Consider the following 21,966-nt stretch of genomic DNA (forward strand, 5'->3'; position numbering starts at 1 on the left):
TTAAACTTATGTATTTTCATGTTAATTTTTAAAAATTGTATCTTTAAGATAAATTCTCAAAATCTTATCTTTTTATGAAACAAATTGTACTTTTTTCTTTAATTATTCTCCTATTTTCACAGTGTGATACAAAGGAAAAAAATGTAAAACAAATCAATTTAAAACCTGCTAATTCAAAAATTAAAATTGATGCAAAATTGATGATGACTTTTGCCGCAATTGCAGATGAAATGAATGAACATGAACATGATGAAAAAAATACAATTGAAGGTTATTTAAACAGAAAAGATTTAGAAACAAATGCACAATGGGAATTGATTTGGTTTGCTAGAAATTATGAAAATAGTATTTCCACGTATATTGCAAAAAATAAATCAGATAGTTCTAAATATATCATCGCTTTTTCAGGAACTGATTTGTTCAATATTTTTGAAGTTTCTAAAATTTTAGATTTAAAAGATTTAGTTCCTCTTTTTGAAGAAAAACCAGAAGAGAAAATCTCTAAAGGTTCCAAAAATTTATATGAAGTTTTATTCAAATTGCGCTATCAAGGAAAAACCATTTTTGAAGTAATTGACCATGAAAGAAAAGAAAATCCAAATGCAAATTTTTATTTTTGTGGACATAGTTTGGGTTCAACTTTGGCGATTTATTATAGCTATTTTATCAAAGAAAGATGCCGAAAAAATCATATGAAAATTAATATGCATCTATGGGTTTTTGCAAATCCGAGTTTTTATAATCGTGCATTTGTAAATGGATTTTTAAAAACAAATTTCGACAAACATTTTTATGCAATTACCAATGATCAAGTTCATAAAAATTACTTTTGGAATATGGAAAATTTAGCTAAAATTCCATATCCAATGACTTCTAAATTAAAAAAAGAAATTACTAATTTTGGTGAAAAATTTGCAGAAAAACTACCAAAAGGTGATGATAAATATATTTCTTTTCCTGCGATTAAAATTAAAAATACATTTCCAATTCATGAAAGTATAAAAGAAAAGGAATTAAAAACTAGGATTGAGTTTTTAAAATATGCTGCTTACAATCACAATCGAAATCATTACTTATATAGTTTGGGCGCAAATTGTGTTCCGAAAGATTATAAAGCTCCTGAAGGAAATCACTGTGAAATCAAATAATTTTTAGGAAAATATTACATTTCTAAAATTCGAATTGTTTGTAATTTTAATAGAATTTCAAAATTTTTATGATGAAATCTATTATATACGCTACTGTTTTATTTTTGAGTTTTTCTTTTATAAGTTGTGAAGATTCAACTTCCGATTATGATACTTTAATTCCTAAAAATTCAAATGAAAATCTTCTTGGTTCAGAAGATAATTCACCAAATATTGACATCAAATTAATGATGACTTTTGCTGCAATTGGAGATTTTGTAAATCAACATAAATTCAATGAAAAAACTTCAGTTATAAATTATTTAAAAAGAACTGATTTAGAAACAAACAATGAATGGAATCTGAAATGGTTTGCTACAAATAGATTGCATGGAATTTCTGCATATATCACACAAAATAAAAACGATTCAGATATTTACACTTTAACTTTTTCTGGTACAGATTTAACTAATATTATTGAGCTTCAACAAGTTTTAAAACTCGATCAACAAGTTGCTTTTTCTACTAAAAACCCAGAATTAAAAATCTCAAAAGGTTCTTATGATTTATTTCAATATGCTTTGCATTTAAAAGATAAAAACAAGACAATCATTAATTATATTCAAGAAGTTTATCAAGAAAATCCAGATGCAAAATTTTATTTTTGTGGACATAGTTTAGGAACAACATTTTTGACTTATATGTCTGCTACGCTTTACGAATTATTTTCTTCAGAAAACCAAAATATTTCTATAGAAATCTGGCTTTTTGGCGCACCAACTTTCTACACTTCTAATTTTGTAAATTATTTTCTGAATTTACCTTTTACAAAAAACTTTTATTCTATTGAAGATGATCAAATACACACAAAATACGTTTGGGATTTTACGAAAGTATATGAAATTAGCTATCCTATTTCTACTCATTTAGAAAATGAATTATTAACAATCGGAACAAATTTGGCTGATGGAATTCCAACAGGAAATGAAAAATATGTGCCGCTTCCAAGTACTTTAATGGAAAATAAAGTTCCTATTGCTGAAATTTTTTCCGATATGGTTTTAAACAATTTTATTGATTATTTAAAATATGTAGAATACAATCACAATCGAAATCATTATTTATATAGTATTGGCGCAAATTGTGTTCCGCAAGAATACGATGCTCCTCTAGGTAATCATTGTGATTATTGATTTTTTTATTTAGAAATATTCATTAAAATTATAATGATTAATTCTTATATTTTACAAAAAAATGAATTCATTAAAAGAAGCTTCTTTTCAAAATTATGTAAAGAAAATCAATCGAGTTTTCAAATATATTGATACACATTTAGAGGAAAATTTAACTTTGGAAAAACTTGCAGAAATTGCACATTTTTCTCCTTTTCATTTTCATCGAATTTTTAAATTCATAACGAATGAAACTTTAAATCAATTTATCACAAGAAAACGAATTGAAAAAGCTGCTTCACTTTTAATTCATCAAAAAGAAAAATCTATCGCAAACATTTTTTTAGAAGTTGGTTTTGAAAATAACACAACCTTCACCAGAACATTTAAGAAGTTCTACAATAGCAATCCAACACAATTTAGAAAAGAAAATCAACATACTTTTCATAAAATAAAACAACAAAATAGCAAGAATGGTAAAGTCTATCCTTCTACAGAAGAATACATTTGTATCATTAAAAACTTAAAAAAATGGTTTGATATGAATGCAAAAATAGAAATAAAAAATGTAGATAAGATGCATCTTGCTTATAGAACAATTATTGGAGAAGAAAATATTCAAAAAGCTTATCAGCAATTAATTCATTGGGCAAAAGAAAATAATCTTTATTCTGAAAAAAGTAAAATGCTCACAATGTATCATGATAGTTTTAAAATTACAAAACCTGAAAAAGTTCGAATGAGTGCGTGTATGATTTTACAGCAAGAAATTTCTGAACAAAATTCAGTGGATTTTACAACTTTAGAAATACAAAAATGTATCATTGGAAGTTTTGAAATTCAGCCACAAGATTTTGAAAAAGCTTGGACAAGTCTTTTTATTTGGATGCAGGAAAATAATTATAAAAAAGCTACTAAAAATCCATTTGAAATTTATCATAACAATTTTGAAGAACATCCTGAAAAGAAATGTATTGTTGATTTTTATATTCCAATTTTATAAAAAACGATTTGGTTCATCAAATATGGTAAAAGTGATACAGTTTTTTTCAATTTCAGCAAAATGAATTACATTTTTCGGAACAAAATAAAAATCTCCTTTTTCTAATAAATGTATTTTAGTATTTATTGTTATTTTCATTTTTCCTTCTAAAACAATTCCCCATTGTGCACTGTGTTTGTGTGGTTTTTCGATATATTTTTCATAAAAATACATCAAAGTAAATTGTTGGTTTAAAGTTGAAATTACATAAATATCTAAGTCTGAAGTTGCTTTAATTTTAGTAAAACTTCTTAAAATTTCCTTGTTCAAAAACATCGTTTGCATAAATTTAAAAAATCCCTTTTCCAAGGGATTTTTTATTTATTTTTCTACTAATTCTTCTTCATATCTATCTTTTTGATCAAAAAAAGTTAAATCTTTATAGCCTGCTTTAATTTTTGCAGAATGAATCACATCTTTTTCGATAAAATAATGATCTCCTTTTTTAAAATTATGTACTTTTCCAGCTATTGTAATTTCCATTTCTCCTTCTAAAATAATTCCCCATTGCGCATTATGGGAATGTGGTGGAACTTCCACATCTTCATCAAATTCCATAAAAATAAATTGTTGATTTCCTGCTTGAATTAAACGAGAATCTAATCCATTTAATGGAATTTTTGCTTTTGGATGTCTTGTAATTATTTCTGGTAAAAATTTCTTTAAATCAGCCATATTCTTTTAATTTTTTAAATATTATGAATGCAAAATTGCAAAATATCACTTCTAAAAAATTGTATATTCTTGCTGTTTTATCGAATTGCTAATTGGTATTTTTTTGGTGTAATTCCAATAAAATTTTTAAAATTTCGAGTAAAATGACTTTGATCAAAAAAACCAACTTCCAATCCGATTTCTGTCACATTTTTAGAAGTTTTCAATAATTTTCTTGCTTTATTTAATCTTAAATTTATTAAAAATTGATGTGGGGGAATTCCTTTTTCTTTTGCAAAAATTCGATTTAAATGATATGGACTTAAATTGGCAATTTCAACCAAATCTTGCAATTCAATTTTTTGATGATAATGTACTCTTAAAAAATCTTCAACTTTAGAAACGATATTTTTAGAATGATTGAGTTTTAACTGATTTTCTTTTCCAATGATTGTATGATTTTTCACCATATACGTAAGAATTTCATACAGGTAATTTTGTTTTTGAAGTAATGTATAAGAATCTTGAAATAGAATTTTATGTAATTGAATTAAGTTTTTTTCTAAATAAACATCTCGTATTGCAAATTCCTGAAATTGCGGAAGTATTTCTTTTCCAAAAACTTCTTGAGAAACTTTTAAAAAAAGTTCAGAATCAATATAAAACATTCGATATTGAAATCCTTTTATATCCAAATTTTCACTTTTATGTAATGTAAACGGATTTACAACAGGAATATCTCCTGAAATCATAAATGCATCTTTAGCTTTTTTTGGTGAATATCCTTGAATTCCCATTTTCCATCACACCAATTGCAAATTCTTCATGAACATGCGCCATGGTTTTTTGTGAAGTAATCGAAGCTTTCATCAATTCTACTCCAGAAATCTCTTTATCTATATGAAAATCAACAGAATTCATTTCTTTAATTTATAAGGCAAAATTAAAGAAAAACTTTTTCATGAAATGAAATTTAACTAAACAGCCAAATCTTCTTTTTTGTGTCTTTTTTCCTCTTCTTCTTTTCGTTTTAAAAGTGCAAAACCAAAAGTCAAAACTCCAACACGTCCAATAAACATTAAAAGAATTAATAATAATTTTCCAAGGGTTGAAAGACTAGAAGTTATTCCTGTACTTAATCCGACAGTTCCTAAAGCAGAAGCTGTTTCAAAAAGTAAATCTTGTAAATTAAATTTCTCTGTGTAAGTCAATAAAAACGTAAATAAGAAAATTAAACTTGTGTAAAGTATAAAAGTAGAAGTTGCGACATAAAGTCTTTCAAATGGAATTTTTCTTCGCAAAAAAGTAATCGTTTCTTGTCCAAAAAGTCGACTTTTTAAAATTGCAATCATTGCAAAAAGCGTTGTAATTTTTAATCCACCAGCGGTTCCAGAAGGTGAAGCTCCAATATACATTAACATGGTTAATAATAATAAAATCGGCATTGAAAGTTGACTAATAGAAACTGTATTAAATCCAACTGTTGTCATTGCAGACATTGCTTGAAAAAATGCAATTAACAATCCATCTTCGTTTCCGTTTTGCATGCTTGGTTCACTAAAATATATCATTACAGTTCCGAAAAATAATAAACCAATAAAACCAAGAACAATCAGTTTTGTTGTGTATGTAAGTTTTTTTGCTTTCCTAGAAATCAGATACCAAAGATCTGTAACTACAATAAAACCTAGAGAACCAGCAATTGAAAGAAAAGAAATTACACCATTGAAATAAATATCATTTTGAAATTCAATAAAACTATTGTTAAGTAAACTAAATCCAGCGGTACAAAAAGCAGAAATACTATGAAAAATACTATACCAAGCAGCTTGAATCCCACTCATTCCTTCGTCTTTAAAACAGAGATAAAGCGCAATTGTTCCAATAATTTCCATAGAAACAGTAAAATAAAAAGCACTTTTTAGAAAATCTTTAATTTTCATTGTTCTAGGTGTTGTAAATTCCGCATTCATAATTTTTGCATGCCAATTCGTAATTTTATTGGAAGTCAAAAGAAGCACATAAGTGGTTAAAGTCATATAACCAATTCCTCCAATTTGAATCATAATTAAAATTAAAATCTGTCCGACTAAAGTATAAGAATCAATAATGCTAAGTGTTGTCAATCCTGTTGTAGAAACAGCAGAAGTCGATGTAAATAAGTTATCAATAACAGAAATATCTGTTTTATGAAACAAAGGAATAGAAAGCAACAAAAAGCCAATTAACGTATACAGAAAAAATCCCCAAACTAAATTTACTTGAGGAGTTTTTTTGACACGTAATCTTCTATATTTTCTGATTAATTTGGCTAAAAATGTTGATTTCATATATCTTTTTTTTAAAAAATTAACTGGTCATTCGTTGGTATAAATTGGAAGTTCCCCAATGTTCACGAATTTTTCCATCTTCAATTTTAAAAATATTAAAGGAATCGTAAATTACTTTTTCATTGAAAGCAGGAACACCAAAAAGCGGATTTCCATCATGAATTCCTTCTCCTTCAAAACGTAAACAAACACGATCATTATCACCGAAAACATCTTTTATTTCTATTTTAAAATCAGAAAAAGCATTATGAATTTTTTCAATATAACTTCGCATTTCAATCACAGTATTTACATCATCTACACCAAGACAAGTACCATGACTAACACAATCAGGATAAAGAAGTTCCGTTAGTTTATGATGTTTTTCCGAATCTACAATACATTCGATAAAATCGTCTACTATTTTCTTGTTCTTTTTGCTTAGCATACTTTCCTATTTTTTTGTTAGTCATTTAAAATTAATCAGAAAAAAAAAGATTTAAAAGAAATTAACCTTTTGTAAACTTTTTTACAGCGAAATTTTAGCTAAAAAAGACAAATTTCTTTTCATTTTTAAGAAGTGAAAAATTATTTAAAACTATATTATTTTAGCGTTCAAATGGTTACATTTTTTTTATAAAAAAAGCTTGTGGAATAAAAAAATGTTTCTATATTTGCAACCGCAATCAGGAAATGATAGCGACTCGGAGAAATGGCAGAGTGGTCGAATGCGGTGGTCTTGAAAACCATTGACTGTAACAGGTCCGGGGGTTCGAATCCCTCTTTCTCCGCGACCATGGAAGAATGGCAGAGTGGTCGAATGCGGTGGTCTTGAAAACCATTGACTGTAACAGGTCCGGGGGTTCGAATCCCTCTTCTTCCGCAAAAAAGAGCTCGTATTTTTTACGAGCTTTTTTTATGTGATATTATTTACAATATTTTCCACATTTTATTAGTTTTCATAATTCAATTTAAACCTATCTTTTTAATTAAAGATAGGTTTTCTTGTTTTTATAAAAGTTTGGAATCTTAATTCTAATCATGTTGATAAAAAAACTAAAATTTTCTTGAGATATTATTTTTTATTTACATCTAAATAGTACTATTTTAGCAAACAAATTAATTGAATTCGGATTCAATATTTTCTAAGATAACACGTTTAGAATTTATTTAAGTAACTTATAAAACTAAAAAACCTTGAGAAAGTTTATTTTAATCTTATTTTTAAGTGTATCTATAATTAGTTGTACTAAGAATAATACATTCATTATTGAGAAAGGAAAAGTAGGAAATTTCACAGCTCAAAATAAGGCAGAAGATATCAAAACAATTTTCGCTAAAGACTCTATTGTTGAGAATGTTAATACAAATAAAAGTATTACGAATAATTCATTTTTAAATTCAGATGAAGATGAATATTTGATTTATGAAAAAGACGGAAAACATCTGTTAACAATAGTTCCTCAGGTTTCAAACGATTCTGTTTCTAAAATTAAATATGTAGAAATAAATAGTCCAAAATATAAAACAAAGAAAGGTTTATCTTTAAATTCTTCTTTTAAAGACATCAAAGCAAATTATCAAATCAATAAGATTGAAACGACTTTATTTAATGTTACTTTATTCATTGATGAGTTAAATGCAACTATTGCTTTGGATAAAAAAGAAATCGGTGTTACTTCTTTCAGAGAAAAAGAAGTTTCAGAAAATCAAATTCCAGATCATGCAAAAATCAAATTTTTTACAATTTGGTTTAACTAATAAAACATTGAAAAAGGCTTAAATATTTAAGCCTTTTTTTTATATCATTGCTTTGATTTCGTTGTACATCATTTCAGGATTAAATACTCCTTCACACAATTTGTGAATCTCTTTTTCATCTTCTAGTAATAAAGAAGGAAAACCTGAAACTAAACTTCTTGCGTAATTAAATTCTTCATAAACTTTTGCAGAAATTGAAGCATCATTCCACATTTGTTCAAATTTTGAAGTTTCTAAGTGCATTTCTTTTAAAATTTCTTTATACACTTTTATCTCCGATAGTTTTTTACCGTGAACAAACTGAGCTTCTTGAACTTTTTTAATAAAAAATGCAGTATATTCTGGATATAGTTTTTTAATAATTTCCATCGCAATACTTGGCTTTTCACTACTAAATATGTAAGAAGTGTCTTTACATAACTCGTAAAATTCTTTTCCAAACTTTACACCTGTTATCGATTCAACTAAAGGAACATTTGTTTCAATAAATGACGACAAATTTTCTCCTCCTCTTGGGGCATCTTCTCCTATCCACATTCCTCCACTGATGAATTCCCATTTAAATTCTTTGGCAGTTTTTTTATACAAAGCTTCCAAATTTTCAGAATTTCCAAAGCACCATCCGCATTGAGGATCTAATATATAAATTAACTTCATTCTCTATAAGTTTTACGAAATATGTATTCGCAATTTAACTTGTTTTAAAGAGAATTAATTCTTATAAAAAGTTAATTTTTAATTCATTACAATTTAAAACTTAAACTTTATTTCTTAAAAAATGATTCATTTTTTCCAATATTAAAATCCAAATTCTCCATATTTTATTACATTTTTGAGAGAATTATATTTTAATTTTTTGAGTTAATTTTGAAAAAAATAAAAGTAAAATTTTAGCATTTTTTTAAACCTTTTTAAGAAACACTATTTTTTATTTTTCATGAATATATTTTATTCCTTTATTTATCATAATTTGAAAATCCTCATTTTGTGATAATTCTTCTAATTTATCTTTTACTATTTTTTCTAAATCGGTTTTTGAACCATAAATTAATTCATACAATTCAAATAAAATCAGCCAATCTTCAGGAAAGTTTTTAGTGGAAAAATCAAAAATAGTTTGCAAAAGTGTAAAATCTATCTCATTTGTTTTTCGAAAATCTCGAATGTTTTTATAATAAGAATATAATTGTTTTTCATTTTTAGTTGGATTGTATTTTATTTCATAAAAAGTTGGTTCTTCAAAATCTTCAAAAGAATCTTTGTCTGCAACTCCAGAATATGCAGAAATTATTTTCTCTCCAAAAACAATAGTATTTTTCTTTACATGAATTAAATGGTTTATGTTTTCCAATGTACAATTTTCTAATTCTAGAAAAAGTATTTCCTTATTCTCCTTAAAATAAAAGTCTGAAATATTTCCACTTACCTCCCATTTTGAAAAATAATTTATTTGAATTTTTTCCCCTTTTTTCAACAGTTCTCTCTTTATTTCATGAAAAGACAGCGATTTTTCTCCAGTTTTAAAATATTCAATTTTCCCAAAAGGTGTAATCAAATTTGTACATTTTCTAATTGCTTTTGAATCTTTAGCCAATACAATATTTTTCTTCATTTCAATAAAAGTAATTTGATTTTCTGAATAAAAAGCATTTTTAAAAATTCCTGAAATTTGTAAAGAATTTTCTAATTCAATCGTTCCAATATCTTCCGAATCAATCAGTTTTTCCATACCATGTTTTCCTCCAACAGAAATGCTCATTTTCTTTACATAACTATCTACAATATTTTTTAATGTATCAAAATCTTTTACAACTCGTAATTCTTTTTGATGGTTTGTAATATCTAATTCCGAATCAAAAGCATTCAAACTATATTCTTTTTTTTGAACTAAATCTGTCAAACAAAGTGTACTTTCATGAATAGAAGAAAGTAAACCAGCTCCGTAAATAATAGGTTTTTCGAGATTTCCCATCAATCCATATTCCACAGAATGCCAATGAAGTTTGCGAATTTTCTCCATTTCTGAAATTTCAGGAATTTTATTTTCTAAAGCATCAATTTCTTTTTGCTTCTCTGCAACTTTTTCCCAATCAGGCTTTTTTTGTTCTTTCAAAATCGACAAATCATTTAAAGCTTCATGAATTTTCACATCACTTTTAGAAGAGATTGCTCTTTTACCAATTTTCCCAAAATAATTTAAAACCTCTGCATATTCAGGTGAAACTATGCAAGGAACGTGACCTAAAATATCATGAATTAAATCTGGATAAGGTGTATAACGCAAATATTTTAAACTTCGAATATTGGAAGCAACAACCAAGAATTTTTCTGCATGAAACTCCATAAAAACTTTTGGAGTAATAAAACCATTAACAGCGACAATATGCCAACCAAAAGGTTTAACCAATTTATTTAATTCTTCAATTGTTGGAATTTTTTCTGTTGGTAAATGAATTTTATGCAAACTTTTTAAATAAAAATCATGTGCAAATTCTTTTGCATATTTTAAATTCATCAACATTACATATCGCCATTTTGCATGATCTTGTTCTGTGTAAATTTCATAAGGAAGACGAACAATAAACTTATGTAAATGCTTTGGTAATCGTTCTTTTATTTCTGGATTTATCTGAAACATATACTCATTTTTTGCTATTTAAATTTAACTTATAAAAAGTAATTATCTAAATATCAATATTTTAAATTCAAACATAAATATTTATTTAAAATAATTCTAAATAATTTTCACAAACACAAATTTTGACATACATTTGTCGAAATTTATTTTTAATTAGTCTTAATAAATATAATAATGAACAAAAAACTACCTATTTTTTTATTTTTAATTCTTATAGCTTTTAGTAGTAAAGCTCAAATATTAGAAGAAAATTTTGAAAGTGGAAGTTCAATTTTCACTTTAAATGAAGATTGGGTTGAAAACACCGAATTTTACAAAAATGGTACAAAATCTATTAAAAATATTCATGATGATGCAAATACAACATATATTTTAGAACTTACAAATAGTATTGATTTATCTGCTACAGAAACACCTGTTTTGAGTTTTTGGCAAATAGCGAAAACAGAAGGAACATACGATAAATGTTATGTAGAAATTTCATCAGATGGAGGAGCAAATTATGAAACTTTAATTGCTTCACATTATTTAGGAGAAAATGCAGATTTTATTGAAAATGGTTATTTCCATGAAGATTCTTATGAAGAATGGGGAACATATGATTCAGACCCAATTGACAATACAATGTGGAAAAAAGAATCATTTTCTTTAGTTGATTTTAAAGAAAATAATGTAAAAATTCGTTTTCGTTCTACAACAGATTATTCTGGTTATAGACAAGGTTGGTTTTTGGATGATATTTTAATAGAAAATGTAAGTTGTTTTTATCCAACAACAATCGAAACTTCAAGTATTTTAGATACTTCTGTAACTCTTTCTTGGAATGATTCTGGAGCGACTTCTTATGTTGTTGAATATGGAGTTTCAGGATTTACTTTAGGAACTGGGACACAAATTACTACTAATGAAACTTTAAAAATTATAGAAGGATTATCGGGTTCTACTGATTATGATTTTTATGTAAAATCGATTTGTAGTGATTCGGAAGAAAGTGATTTTTCAAATAATGTTTCTATTCGTACTTTATGTTCTATTCTTTATCCAGAAAATTTACCTTGGTCAAATGGGTTTGAAGATATTCCTGTAATAGGTTCTGGAAAAGTTGGTGAATGTATGGAAGAAATTGGAAGTTGGTATTCAGCTGGTCAAGATTTATCATTCGGAAGAACAGCTAGAAATGGTGAAAATTATGTGTATACAAGTTACACATCAGATGATTGGTTATTAACTCCTTATTTAAATTTAGAGGAAAATAAAACGTATCGCTTTTCTTTTTGGTATACGACGGACGGAACAGGATCTTGGGATATTTCTATTAAAAAAGGTGAAAATGACGATCCTACAACTTGGACAGAAACAATTTATTCAAATGAAGAAAATGCTTCTGAATACACAAAAATTGAAGGTGAATTTACAATTACAAACGATGTGAATTTCCGTTTAGGAATTCATGTAGAAGCAGACAATTCTCCTTGGTATTTTTCTGTAGATGATTTATTAATTGAAGAAATTACAACAGATGTTGTTTGTGAACTTCCAACAGCAATTTCAGTTCAAGAAATCACTCAAACAACTGCAAAAGTTTCTTGGGAAAATACAACAAATGTTGAAATCATTTATGGGGAAGCTGGATTTGATATTACTTCTGATGGAACAACAATTTCTGCAACAGGAAATGAAAAAGTAATTGAAAACCTTAATGCAAATACTTCTTATGATATTTATGTAAAAAATGTGTGTTCTGATTCTAATAAAAGTGATTGGACAACAGTTGAAAACTTTTCAACTTTAGAAGAAGTTATTGTTACTTGCGAACTTCCAACAGCAATTTCAATTCAAGAAATCACTCAAACAACTGCTAAAATTTCTTGGGAAAATACAACAAATGTTGAAATCATTTATGGGGAAGCTGGATTTGATATTACTTCAGAAGGAACAACAATTTCTGCAACAGGAAATGAAAAAGTAATTGAAAACCTTATTGCAAATACTTCTTATGATATTTATGTAAAAAATGTGTGTTCTGATTCGAATAAAAGTGATTGGACAATAGTTGAAAACTTTTCAACTTTAGAAGAAGTTATTGTTACTTGTGAAAAACCAGAAGATATAGAAATAGAAGATATTGAAACTACAACTGCAAAAGTGAAATGGGATTCAGAAATTGAAAATACAGAAATTCTTTATGGAGAAACTGGATTTGATATTACTTCTGAAGGAACTAATTTTATTGTTTTAGAAGATGATGATTATGAACTAGAAAATTTGTCAAGTAATACAACTTATGATGTGTATTTAAGAACAATTTGTAGTGATTCTTCAAAAAGTGAATGGACAATTAAAACAAGCTTTACAACAAAAGAAAACTTATCTGTTTCCACATTTGAAAAGGAATTAATTTCAATTTATCCTAATCCAGCAAAAGAAACGATTTATATTAAATCAGCTATTTCTATTAAAAATATTGAGGTTGTAAATTCTTTAGGAAAAATAGTAATTCAAAAGAAAAATCATATAGAAAAACTTCAGGTTAACAATTTAAATCCTGGAATATACTTTATCAATATTTATACAGAAAAAGGAACAAACAGTTTTAAGTTACATAAAATGTAATTTCCAATTATAGATTTTGTTTTAGTTATTTGAAAAAAAAAGAGGATGCTCATTTGAACATCCTCTTTATATTTTTGTATCAACTTTTCTTAGTTATTTAGCATTACAGGCATTACTAACATTGTAATAATTTCTCCCTCTTCTACTCCATCGATTGGAGTTAAAATTCCTGCTCTATTTGGTAAAGACATTTCGATTAAAATCTGATCTGAATTTAAATTACTCAACATTTCAGTTAAGAATCTTGAATTAAATCCGATTTGCATATCATCTCCTTGATATTCACAATTTAATCTTTCATCTGCCTTATTTGCATAATCAATATCTTCCGCAGAAATATTTAATTCTGTTCCTGCCATTTTTAAACGAATCTGGTGTGTTGTTTTACTTGAGAAAATAGACACACGTTTTACAGAGTTTAAGAAAGTAGCACGATCTACAGTTAATTTATTAGGATTTTCTTGAGGAATTACTGCATTATAATTTGGATATTTTCCATCAATTAAACGACAAATTAATACAACATTATCAAAAATAAATTTTGCATTTGTTTCATTATATTCAATCGTTACATCTGTATCATCACTTCCTAAAATTCCTTTCAATAAATTTAAAGGTTTCTTAGGCATAATAAACTCCGCTACTTCATTTGCAGTAACATCTGTTCTTGTATATTTTACTAATTTATGCGCATCTGTTGCAACAAAAGTTAAATTTTCTGGACTAAATTGGAAAAATACTCCGCTCATCACAGGACGTAAATCATCATTTCCTGTTGCGAAAATTGTTTTTGAAATTGCTGTTGCTAAAATTTCACCAGAAATAACTGTTTTGCTTGGAGATTCTAAAGTTACAGATTTTGGAAATTCTTCTCCATCAAAATAAGCTAATTCATATTTTCCATGATTTGAACTAATCTCAACAGTGTTATTCACATCTGTTTTGAAAGTTAAAGGTTGATCAGGGAAAGTTTTTAACGTATCTAATAATAAACGAGCAGAAATAGCTACAGTACCTTCAGAATCTGATTCAACTTCAATTGTAGAACTCATCGTAGTTTCTAAATCTGAAGCAGAAATTTTTAGTTCATTTGAATTTAATTCAAACAGAAAATTATCTAAAATAGGTAATGTATTATTACTATTTATAACGCCTCCAAGTATTTGAAGTTGTTTCAAAAGTTGAGAACTTGATACTATAAATTTCATCTATAACTGATTTTAATAAGACTACAAATATATTTTAAATAAATGTGATTAAAAAGCAAAATTTCATTCTATTTATTTAATTTTTTTGGAATCATATTTTTATTTTTTTCACTAATTTCTTAGCAAAAATATTTTTCTACAACACCATCCTTCATCACATTAACCATTATTAAAAATAACCATATTTATTTGACAATCAATATTTTAAACTTATTTTTTATTAAAAAGTTTTTAAGATAATGTTTATATTTATTAAGAAAATTTAATTTTCAAATATATGCATTGGATTGATTGGACTTTAATGATTCTCATAAGCATTGTTATTTTAGGACAAGGCATCTGGCTTACATGGAAAGAAAATCAGAAAAATAAATCCAAAAAAAAGTACTCTTTAAAAAAAATTAATATTTCTGTTCTTGCTGCACAGTTTACAATTACTTCACTTATTTTCATCCCAAGTCACGCATATCATGTTGGAATGGGATTTATTCAATATTATTTCGGAATTCCAATTGCTATCGTCATTGTTTGTTTAATTTTTGTTCCAATCTACAATCGCTATTTTTATAAATATAACATCCAAACTGCATATGGCTTTTTAGAAAAAAGATTTGACGATAAAACGCGTGTTTTAGTTTCTATTTTATTTTTAATTCAAAAAGGACTTGCAACAGGAATGATTATCATCGCTCCAGCAATTATCATCGCTTCCATTCTAGATGTAAATCTTTATTGGACAAATGTCATTATTGGTTCAATTGTAATTCTCTTTATCATTTTTATTAATATGAATGCAATTGTTACGATGAAAAAATATCAAATGTATTCAATTATCACTTTGATGATAGTTACTTTTATCATTCTGATTTTAAAACTTCCATCACATGTAAGTGTAAAAGATGCAATTGATTTAGCTGGATATTCTGATAAAATTAATTTGATAAATTATAATTTAGACTTTAAGAGCAAATACAATATTTGGACAGCTTTTTTTGGAAGTTCGATTTTATTTCTTTCTACATATTCTTCTAATCAAGGAAATGTTTCTAGTTATCTTTCTGATACACCTGTTCGGTTTATTCGTTGGAAACTTGTCATGAAAGCAATTACAAAAATTCCTGTGATGTTTCTAATTCTTTCCATCGCTGCAATGTTGTATGTTTTTTATATTTTTAATCAAGCTCCTCTTCATTTTAATCGAAGTAATGTAAACCAGATTGAGCATTCTCCTTATAAAGAAAAATACAACGCTTTAAAAACAAAACTTTCTTCTGTTTTTAGTGAAAAAAAAGCAGCAGCATTAATGCTTTTAGAAGAAAAAGAAATGCGTGACATTTATGATGATGGAAAAAATTCTTTAAGGGAAATTGAAAAAAAAGAAGATCAAATTCGAGATGAAGGAAGACAACTTATCGCAGATTATGCAGAAAAATACAACCTCAACATGAAAAAAAGAGATAAAGATTATGTTTTTGTTTCTTTTATTCGTGATTATCTCCCAATCGGCTTGGTTGGAATTGTACTTGGAATGCTCTTTTTTGCTTCCATTTTTTTAGTGCTTTTAAGTATTAATAATCTTGCAAAAACAACAATGCATGATATTTATTTTCATTTTTCTAAAAAAGAATTAAAAGATGAAAAATACATTCAATTAGAAAAGATTTTTAAATATATTTGGCTTGTTTTAGGAATTATTTTTGCAACATTTGTCACTTCTTTTGCAAATCTTATTGAAGCTTTAATTATCATCGCTTCTTTATTTTACGGAACTGCTTTTGGACTTTTTACTCTTGGTTTTTTCTTTAAATATATTAAACAAAATGCTGCTTTTTGGGGATTTCTAATTTCTGAACTTTGTGTAATCACTTTATTCTTTTTAGAAAGACTTCATATCATAAAGCTTTCTTTTCTATGGCTTAATTTATTTGGTTGTGTTTTAGTTTATTTCTTTAGCTTTATTCTACAATGGTTTTTTAATGGATTCCGATTTAAATCAAATAATAAAATCAAACTTCATTAAAAAAATTTCTTTAAAAATCTGTCTATTTTAATAAAAAACCATCTTCTTTTTTTCACATATATTCAGTATATTTAAAAGTAAATCAACTAATTACAAATAAAATATGCATTGGATAGACTGGGCATTTCTTATTTTTATTTGTTTGTTTATTATCGGACAAGGAATCTATCTAACTTGGAAAGAAAAACAAAGACAAGAAGATAATCCTTATTCGTTTAAACAGATAAATTTATCTGTGGTTACTTCTCAGTTTTCCATTACTTCCTTGATTTTTATCCCAAGTCATGCGTATCATGTTGGAATGGGATTTATACAATATTATTTCGGTGTTCCAATTGCAATTATCTTAATTACAATCATTTTTATGCCGATTTATAATCGCTATGCAAGAGAACATAAAATCAAAACTGCTTATGGTTTTCTAGAAAAACGTTTTGACAAAAGAACTCGCTTGATGATGTCAATTTTTGTATTGCTTCAAAATGGTCTTGCAACAGGAATGATTATTATTGCGCCTTCAATTATTATTAGTTCTGTTTTACACTTAAATATATATTGGACAAATGCCATCATTGCTGGGATTATCGTCATGTTTTTACTTTATATTGATATCGCAGTTCTTTCAACAATTCGGAAATATCAAATGTATATTATCATTACTTTGATAATCGTTACTTTCATTATTCTAGTTTTCAAACTTCCGGAAAGTGTTTCGTTTAAAGATGCTGTAAACTTAGCTGGATATTCTAATAAATTAAGCTTAATCAATTACAATCTCGATTTAGAACAAAAATATAATATTTGGACAGCTATTTTTGGAAGTTCCATTCTATTTCTTTCCATTTATTCTGTAAATCAACGAAGTGTTCGAAGTTATCTTTCTGACAAACCAATTCACTTTATTCGCTATAAACTTGTTTTAAAAGCTTTGACTAAAATTCCTGTAATGTTTCTGATTTTATTCATGGCTGTGATGATTTATGTTTTTCATATTTTTTATAAAACTCCACTTCATTTTAATCGAAGTAATGTAAATCAAATCGTAAATTCTGGTTATGCAGAAAAATACAATGATATTGAAGATAGATTAGAAACTGCTTTTGATCAAAAGAAAGCGATTGCTTATTTAATTCTTGATCAATATGATAGAGGTGATAAAATCACTGAAGATTTAAAAGCAGATTTAGTTGAAATGGAAGACAGAGAAGAAAAAATTCGACAAGAAGGTCGGAATCTAATTATCGATTATGAAGAAAAAATGGGAATTCATGTAAATGAATATGATAAAGATTATGTATTCATTTCTTTTATTCGTGATTATTTACCAAAAGGTCTTGTTGGAATTGTACTTGGTTTGCTTTTTTTCACTTCTATTTTTATTGTTATTTATAGTGTTGGAAATCTTTCTAAAAATAGTTTATACGATGTTTTTTATCATTTTTACAAAAAACAAGTTAGTGATGAAATGCATGAAAACTTAAAAGATTATTTCAAATATTTATGGCTGATTTTCGGAATTTTATTTGCCACTTTTGTAAATCCAAAAACCAATCTTATTGAAGCTTTAATCATTGTTGCTTCTTTGTTTTATGGATCGGCTTTTGGACTTTTTGCTATAGGATTCTTTATTAAATTTATTAAGAAAAAGGCTGCTTTCTGGGGATTTGTAATTTCAGAAATTTGTGTAATTACAATTTTTATTCTGGAAAAAACTGGAGTTTTTACTTTTTCTTATTTATGGTTAAATCTTTTAGGTTTAGGTTTTATTTTATTCTTCAGTTTCTTGTTCCAAATTATCAATACAAATTTCAATCTCGATGATCCAGAAGAAATAATGGAAAAAACAGAAGATGACGAAAATCTAGAAAATTCAAGTGAAACAGTTCCTTCAGAATCTTAATTTATTTTTGTTTTTTTCAAGAAAAATATTTTTCCCTTTATTGATCTAAAAAAGCAATCTTATTTTCAAGAAAAATCTCCATAATTTCTAAATGTTTTTCATCTTGATATAATCGAACAATATTATCTTTATAGCAATATTTAATAAAATCTTCTATTTTATGTTCTGGAATTTCCAAACGATTTACAAACATTGATTTTCCATAATTTTTCACTAAAACCTCTGGTAAAGTTTTTAATAATTCTTGATATTCTCTTCTTCTTCGTTCCTCTTTTTGTAAAACTCTAGAATGTAAATCACTCGGACCAACTGCATCAATAATTGGTGTTAACATAAAAGCAGCCAATCCCAACATATTTACGCCACTTACCCTTTTTGTCGGATCTGTTTCCGCTTTTGGTGGTCCTTGAGAATTATTTATTTCATATCCTAAATCCATGTAAGCAGAAGAAAAATCTAAAGCAATTGGATTAATTTTCGACAAATCACTCTCAGGAACATTACTTGCATCTTCCGAAAGATTCCCTGTCAAACCGTGATTTCGAATTTCAACTTCTTCCAATTCAATCGTATTATCTAAAGTGATGTAATGAATTTGATAAGTATTAAACTCTTCTCCTACTTTTATTTCTTTCAATCGATAATTTACAGCTGAAAAAACTAAAATATCTCCAACATCACACAAGATTTTAAAATATCCTTCTTCATTTGATAAAGTCACTCTTTTCTTTGTTTTATTTACAATATGGATATTTGAAAGAAATGTTTCTCCATCTTTTACATAACCTTGATAAAAATCTTGAGAAATATCTTGTGGAATTTCTTGCGAAATCATATTACCAATTCCAGCAAAAAATAAAATGAAAAGTAACTTTATCTTCATAATTATCAATTTTTAAAATTATTTAAACATTTTTTTAACTAAATATTTATAAACCAAATAAATAAATTATCTCGTTTCTGAGCGTTATCATTTCTTCTAAAGTTTTGTTAAAGATTTAGAATCCCTAAATTTGTTGAAAATCAATTTTTGATGAAAAATATTATCATTGCAAGTACTTCAACAGTACACGGACAGACGTATCTAGAATATATTTTACCAACGCTTAAAGAATTTTATAAAGGAATTGAAGAAATTCTATTTATTCCTTATGCAAGACCTGGAGGAATTTCACATGATGCATACACAGAAATTGCAGGAAAAGGATTTCAGAAAATCGGAATTAATGTAAAAGGAATTCACACATTTGACAACCCAATAGAAGCAATCCAAAATGCTAAGGGAATTTTTACAGGTGGAGGAAATACTTTTGTTTTGGTAAATGGTTTATATGAAAATAATATCATTAAAGCTTTACAAGAAGCTGTAAACAATGGAACTCCTTATTTAGGAACAAGTGCAGGAAGTAATATTTGTGGGCAAACAATAAACACAACGAATGATATGCCGATTGTATACCCTCCAAGTTTTAAAACTTTAGGATTTATACATTTTAATATTAATCCACATTATTTAGATCCAAATCCAGATTCAACACATATGGGTGAAACTCGAGAAACAAGAATCAAAGAATTCCATACTTATAATTCTTTACCAGTTTTAGGACTTCGAGAGGGAAGCTGGTTAGAAGTAAAAGGTGAAGAAATTATCTTACGAGGAGCACATTCTGCAAGATTATTTTTACAAGGACAAGAACCTAAAGAATTAAATACAAATACATTAGTTAGTATTTAATTTTAACAATTTTTAAAATCTTAAATTATTTATAAAATCTACTTGTTTTCTTAGGAAAACATTGTATATTTGCACTCGGCAAGTCCTACACAACTAGCTCCCTTTGAATCCCCCAGGGCGGGAACGCAGCAAGGGTATTAGGTCGTAGCAGTGTGATGTGGGTCGCTTGCCGTTTTTTGTTTATATACTTCACATAAGCTATGGCAAAAACAATCTTAATTACTGGAGGTTCCTCTGGAATCGGAAAAGCAATCGGAGAATATCTTTCCTCAAAAAACTACAAAGTTTACGGTACTAGTAGAAATCCAAAACAAGAAAAATTTAACGACAATTTTCATTTAGTAGCATTAGATGTTTCTGATGTTAATTCTATTGAAAAAGCGGTAAATTTTATCCTAGAAAAAGAAGGAAAAATTGATATTTTAATCAATAATGCAGGAATTGGAATTACGGGTCCTGTAGAAGAAACTCCAATAGAAGAAATCAAAAAAGCCTTTGACACTAATTTCTTTGGATTATTAAATGTTTGTAAAGGAGTTTTACCAAGCATGCGAAAGCAACGAGATGGAATTATCATCAATGTAAGTTCAATTGCTGGTTATATGGGACTTCCTTATCGTGGTGTTTATTCTGCTACAAAAGGTGCAGTTTCTTTAATCACAGAAGCGATGAGTATGGAAGTAAAGCAATTTGGAATTAAAATGGTAGATGTTGCTCCAGGTGATTTTGTTACAAATATCGCTGCTGGGCGTTATCATACTCCTGTCTTTAAAGGTTCAGATTATGAACAAAAATACGGAGAAGTTTTACGCCAAATTGATGAAGAAGTTGATACTGGTTCGGATCCAATTTTAATGGCAAAAGCAGTACATCAAATTATTGAAAACAAGAATCCTAAAATTCATTATAAAGTAGGTGTTTTTATGCAGAAATTTTCTATCGTTTTAAAGAGAATTTTACCAGATAGAATGTATGAAAAATTACTAATGAATCATTATAAATTGTAATTTTACCAAAATTTAAAAACAACACAAATGAAATTTTTTATTGACACAGCAAACTTAGAGCAAATTAAAGAAGCGCAAGCTCTAGGAATTTTAGATGGTGTAACAACAAACCCATCATTAATGGCTAAAGAAGGAATCACTGGTGAAGAAAATATCTTAAAACATTATGTAGATATTTGTAACGAAGTGGACGGAGATGTAAGTGCGGAAGTTATTTCTACAGATTTTGAAGGAATGATTAAAGAAGGAGAAGCTTTAGCTGCTTTACACCCTCAAATTGTTGTGAAAGTTCCAATGATTAAAGAAGGAATCAAAGCGATAAAATATTTTTCTGACAAAGGAATCCGTACAAACTGTACATTAATTTTCTCTCCTGGTCAAGCACTTTTAGCTGCAAAAGCTGGAGCTACTTATGTTTCTCCATTTATCGGAAGATTAGATGATATTTCTACAGATGGATTAAACTTAATCCAAGAAATTCGTATGATTTTTGATAACTACGGATTTGATACACAAATTTTAGCTGCTTCTGTTCGTCACACAATGCATATTATTGATTGTGCAAAAATTGGTGCTGATGTGATGACTGGTCCTTTAAGTGCAATCGAAGGTTTATTAAAGCATCCTTTAACTGACATTGGTTTAGCAAAATTCTTGGCAGATTATAAAAAAGGAAACTAATATTTTTGTTAAAAAGCCAAATATTATTAAAAGAAATATAAAATCCTGATACTATCAGGATTTTTTTTATATATTTAAATGCTTAAATCTATTATAAAA

Annotated in this window: 20 protein-coding genes, 2 tRNA genes and 1 other RNA gene; 13 read left to right on the forward strand and 10 right to left on the reverse strand. The window is 27.1% G+C overall.

What is annotated here, in order from left to right; translation table 11 throughout:
• The first annotated feature begins 74 nt into the window (after positions 1-74).
• The 3 genes from I1A51_RS04705 (at position 75) to I1A51_RS04715 (ending at position 3,302) form a co-directional block, all read left to right on the forward strand.
• Positions 75-1,148, forward strand: a complete 1,074-nt coding sequence (locus I1A51_RS04705) for a lipase family protein (RefSeq protein ID WP_196891593.1) — start codon at positions 75-77, stop codon at positions 1,146-1,148.
• A gap of 71 nt (positions 1,149-1,219) precedes the next feature.
• Positions 1,220-2,320, forward strand: a complete 1,101-nt coding sequence (locus I1A51_RS04710) for a lipase family protein (RefSeq protein ID WP_196891595.1) — start codon at positions 1,220-1,222, stop codon at positions 2,318-2,320.
• Positions 2,321-2,381: 61 nt separating this feature from the next.
• A complete protein-coding gene (locus I1A51_RS04715) occupies positions 2,382-3,302 on the forward strand; it encodes an AraC family transcriptional regulator (protein WP_196891597.1) in 921 nt (306 codons plus the stop codon).
• Here I1A51_RS04715 and I1A51_RS04720 read toward each other — a convergent pair.
• From I1A51_RS04720 to I1A51_RS04745, 6 genes are all read right to left on the reverse strand, one after another.
• Positions 3,297-3,617, reverse strand: coding sequence for a cupin domain-containing protein (locus tag I1A51_RS04720; protein ID WP_196891598.1), 321 nt, complete (start codon positions 3,615-3,617; stop codon positions 3,297-3,299). The genes I1A51_RS04715 and I1A51_RS04720 overlap by 6 nt on opposite strands.
• 45 nt (positions 3,618-3,662) lie before the next feature.
• The gene (locus I1A51_RS04725) at positions 3,663-4,016 is read right to left on the reverse strand and encodes a cupin domain-containing protein (RefSeq protein WP_196891600.1); all 354 of its coding nucleotides are present in this window, start codon (positions 4,014-4,016) and stop codon (positions 3,663-3,665) included.
• Positions 4,017-4,093: 77 nt separating this feature from the next.
• On the reverse strand, positions 4,094-4,792 hold the full coding sequence (locus tag I1A51_RS04730; RefSeq protein ID WP_196891602.1) for an AraC family transcriptional regulator: 699 nt from the start codon (positions 4,790-4,792) through the stop codon (positions 4,094-4,096).
• Entirely contained in the window at positions 4,758-4,916 is a 159-nt protein-coding gene (locus tag I1A51_RS04735; RefSeq protein WP_196891604.1) for a hypothetical protein, read from the reverse strand. The genes I1A51_RS04730 and I1A51_RS04735 overlap by 35 nt, the downstream gene beginning before the upstream one ends.
• 56 nt (positions 4,917-4,972) lie before the next feature.
• Positions 4,973-6,325: a TrkH family potassium uptake protein gene (locus I1A51_RS04740; RefSeq protein WP_196891605.1), complete on the reverse strand. Its 1,353-nt coding sequence runs from the start codon at positions 6,323-6,325 to the stop codon at positions 4,973-4,975.
• 19 nt (positions 6,326-6,344) lie between these two features.
• A complete protein-coding gene (locus tag I1A51_RS04745; protein ID WP_196891607.1) occupies positions 6,345-6,752 on the reverse strand; it encodes an ester cyclase in 408 nt (135 codons plus the stop codon).
• 258 nt (positions 6,753-7,010) lie between these two features.
• Here I1A51_RS04745 and I1A51_RS04750 point away from each other — a divergent pair.
• The 3 genes from I1A51_RS04750 (at position 7,011) to I1A51_RS04760 (ending at position 8,065) form a co-directional block, all read left to right on the forward strand.
• Positions 7,011-7,095, forward strand: a tRNA-Ser gene (locus tag I1A51_RS04750).
• A 7-nt stretch (positions 7,096-7,102) separates the two neighbouring features.
• Positions 7,103-7,187, forward strand: a tRNA-Ser gene (locus tag I1A51_RS04755).
• Between the two features lie 314 nt (positions 7,188-7,501).
• On the forward strand, positions 7,502-8,065 hold the full coding sequence (locus I1A51_RS04760; protein WP_231373962.1) for a hypothetical protein: 564 nt from the start codon (positions 7,502-7,504) through the stop codon (positions 8,063-8,065).
• 39 nt (positions 8,066-8,104) lie between these two features.
• On the opposite strand, the gene I1A51_RS04765 is transcribed toward I1A51_RS04760, so the two are convergent.
• Positions 8,105-8,722 (reverse strand): DsbA family protein, encoded by a 618-nt coding sequence (locus I1A51_RS04765; protein ID WP_196891608.1) that lies wholly within the window; start codon positions 8,720-8,722, stop codon positions 8,105-8,107.
• Positions 8,723-8,993: 271 nt separating this feature from the next.
• A complete protein-coding gene (locus I1A51_RS04770; RefSeq protein WP_196891610.1) occupies positions 8,994-10,703 on the reverse strand; it encodes an aromatic amino acid hydroxylase in 1,710 nt (569 codons plus the stop codon).
• Between the two features lie 174 nt (positions 10,704-10,877).
• Between I1A51_RS04770 and I1A51_RS04775 the strand changes: the two genes are divergently transcribed.
• Positions 10,878-13,316: a T9SS type A sorting domain-containing protein gene (locus tag I1A51_RS04775; RefSeq protein WP_196891612.1), complete on the forward strand. Its 2,439-nt coding sequence runs from the start codon at positions 10,878-10,880 to the stop codon at positions 13,314-13,316.
• Between the two features lie 89 nt (positions 13,317-13,405).
• Here I1A51_RS04775 and dnaN read toward each other — a convergent pair whose 3' ends face one another.
• The gene (dnaN, locus tag I1A51_RS04780; RefSeq protein WP_196891613.1) at positions 13,406-14,524 is read right to left on the reverse strand and encodes a DNA polymerase III subunit beta; all 1,119 of its coding nucleotides are present in this window, start codon (positions 14,522-14,524) and stop codon (positions 13,406-13,408) included.
• 277 nt (positions 14,525-14,801) lie between these two features.
• Between dnaN and I1A51_RS04785 the strand changes: the two genes are divergently transcribed.
• Together I1A51_RS04785 and I1A51_RS04790 are read left to right on the forward strand one after the other, a co-directional pair.
• Positions 14,802-16,544, forward strand: a complete 1,743-nt coding sequence (locus I1A51_RS04785; protein ID WP_196891614.1) for a sodium:solute symporter family transporter — start codon at positions 14,802-14,804, stop codon at positions 16,542-16,544.
• Between the two features lie 103 nt (positions 16,545-16,647).
• Complete coding sequence (locus I1A51_RS04790) at positions 16,648-18,444, forward strand: SLC5/6 family protein (protein WP_196891615.1); 1,797 nt, start codon at positions 16,648-16,650, stop codon at positions 18,442-18,444.
• A 37-nt stretch (positions 18,445-18,481) separates the two neighbouring features.
• On the opposite strand, the gene I1A51_RS04795 is transcribed toward I1A51_RS04790, so the two are convergent.
• The gene (locus I1A51_RS04795) at positions 18,482-19,327 is read right to left on the reverse strand and encodes a peptidase associated/transthyretin-like domain-containing protein (protein ID WP_196891616.1); all 846 of its coding nucleotides are present in this window, start codon (positions 19,325-19,327) and stop codon (positions 18,482-18,484) included.
• Between the two features lie 150 nt (positions 19,328-19,477).
• Here I1A51_RS04795 and pepE point away from each other — a divergent pair, with 150 nt between their 5' ends.
• The 4 genes from pepE to fsa all read left to right on the forward strand — a co-directional run bounded on the left by pepE (position 19,478) and on the right by fsa (position 21,867).
• On the forward strand, positions 19,478-20,179 hold the full coding sequence (gene pepE, locus I1A51_RS04800) for a dipeptidase PepE (RefSeq protein ID WP_196891617.1): 702 nt from the start codon (positions 19,478-19,480) through the stop codon (positions 20,177-20,179).
• Between the two features lie 76 nt (positions 20,180-20,255).
• Positions 20,256-20,354: signal recognition particle sRNA small type (ffs, locus tag I1A51_RS04805), an RNA gene on the forward strand.
• 25 nt (positions 20,355-20,379) lie between these two features.
• Positions 20,380-21,186 (forward strand): SDR family oxidoreductase, encoded by an 807-nt coding sequence (locus tag I1A51_RS04810; RefSeq protein WP_196891618.1) that lies wholly within the window; start codon positions 20,380-20,382, stop codon positions 21,184-21,186.
• A gap of 27 nt (positions 21,187-21,213) precedes the next feature.
• On the forward strand, positions 21,214-21,867 hold the full coding sequence (gene fsa / locus I1A51_RS04815; RefSeq protein WP_196891619.1) for a fructose-6-phosphate aldolase: 654 nt from the start codon (positions 21,214-21,216) through the stop codon (positions 21,865-21,867).
• Positions 21,868-21,966 lie beyond the last annotated feature (99 nt).

It is taken from the genome of Aureivirga marina (assembly GCF_015767265.1).
Classification (GTDB): Bacteria; Bacteroidota; Bacteroidia; order Flavobacteriales; family Flavobacteriaceae; genus Aureivirga; species Aureivirga marina.

Coding starts and splice junctions, on each gene's coding strand:
- I1A51_RS04705 (WP_196891593.1), top strand. CDS start 75: ATGAAACAAATTGTACTTTTTTCTTTAATTATTCTCCTATTTTCACAG.
- I1A51_RS04710 (WP_196891595.1), top strand. CDS start 1,220: ATGAAATCTATTATATACGCTACTGTTTTATTTTTGAGTTTTTCTTTT.
- I1A51_RS04715 (WP_196891597.1), top strand. CDS start 2,382: ATGAATTCATTAAAAGAAGCTTCTTTTCAAAATTATGTAAAGAAAATC.
- I1A51_RS04720 (WP_196891598.1), bottom strand. CDS start 3,617: ATGTTTTTGAACAAGGAAATTTTAAGAAGTTTTACTAAAATTAAAGCA.
- I1A51_RS04725 (WP_196891600.1), bottom strand. CDS start 4,016: ATGGCTGATTTAAAGAAATTTTTACCAGAAATAATTACAAGACATCCA.
- I1A51_RS04730 (WP_196891602.1), bottom strand. CDS start 4,792: ATGGGAATTCAAGGATATTCACCAAAAAAAGCTAAAGATGCATTTATG.
- I1A51_RS04735 (WP_196891604.1), bottom strand. CDS start 4,916: ATGAATTCTGTTGATTTTCATATAGATAAAGAGATTTCTGGAGTAGAA.
- I1A51_RS04740 (WP_196891605.1), bottom strand. CDS start 6,325: ATGAAATCAACATTTTTAGCCAAATTAATCAGAAAATATAGAAGATTA.
- I1A51_RS04745 (WP_196891607.1), bottom strand. CDS start 6,752: ATGCTAAGCAAAAAGAACAAGAAAATAGTAGACGATTTTATCGAATGT.
- I1A51_RS04765 (WP_196891608.1), bottom strand. CDS start 8,722: ATGAAGTTAATTTATATATTAGATCCTCAATGCGGATGGTGCTTTGGA.
- I1A51_RS04770 (WP_196891610.1), bottom strand. CDS start 10,703: ATGTTTCAGATAAATCCAGAAATAAAAGAACGATTACCAAAGCATTTA.
- I1A51_RS04775 (WP_196891612.1), top strand. CDS start 10,878: ATGAACAAAAAACTACCTATTTTTTTATTTTTAATTCTTATAGCTTTT.
- dnaN (WP_196891613.1), bottom strand. CDS start 14,524: ATGAAATTTATAGTATCAAGTTCTCAACTTTTGAAACAACTTCAAATA.
- I1A51_RS04785 (WP_196891614.1), top strand. CDS start 14,802: ATGCATTGGATTGATTGGACTTTAATGATTCTCATAAGCATTGTTATT.
- I1A51_RS04790 (WP_196891615.1), top strand. CDS start 16,648: ATGCATTGGATAGACTGGGCATTTCTTATTTTTATTTGTTTGTTTATT.
- I1A51_RS04795 (WP_196891616.1), bottom strand. CDS start 19,327: ATGAAGATAAAGTTACTTTTCATTTTATTTTTTGCTGGAATTGGTAAT.
- pepE (WP_196891617.1), top strand. CDS start 19,478: ATGAAAAATATTATCATTGCAAGTACTTCAACAGTACACGGACAGACG.
- I1A51_RS04810 (WP_196891618.1), top strand. CDS start 20,380: ATGGCAAAAACAATCTTAATTACTGGAGGTTCCTCTGGAATCGGAAAA.
- fsa (WP_196891619.1), top strand. CDS start 21,214: ATGAAATTTTTTATTGACACAGCAAACTTAGAGCAAATTAAAGAAGCG.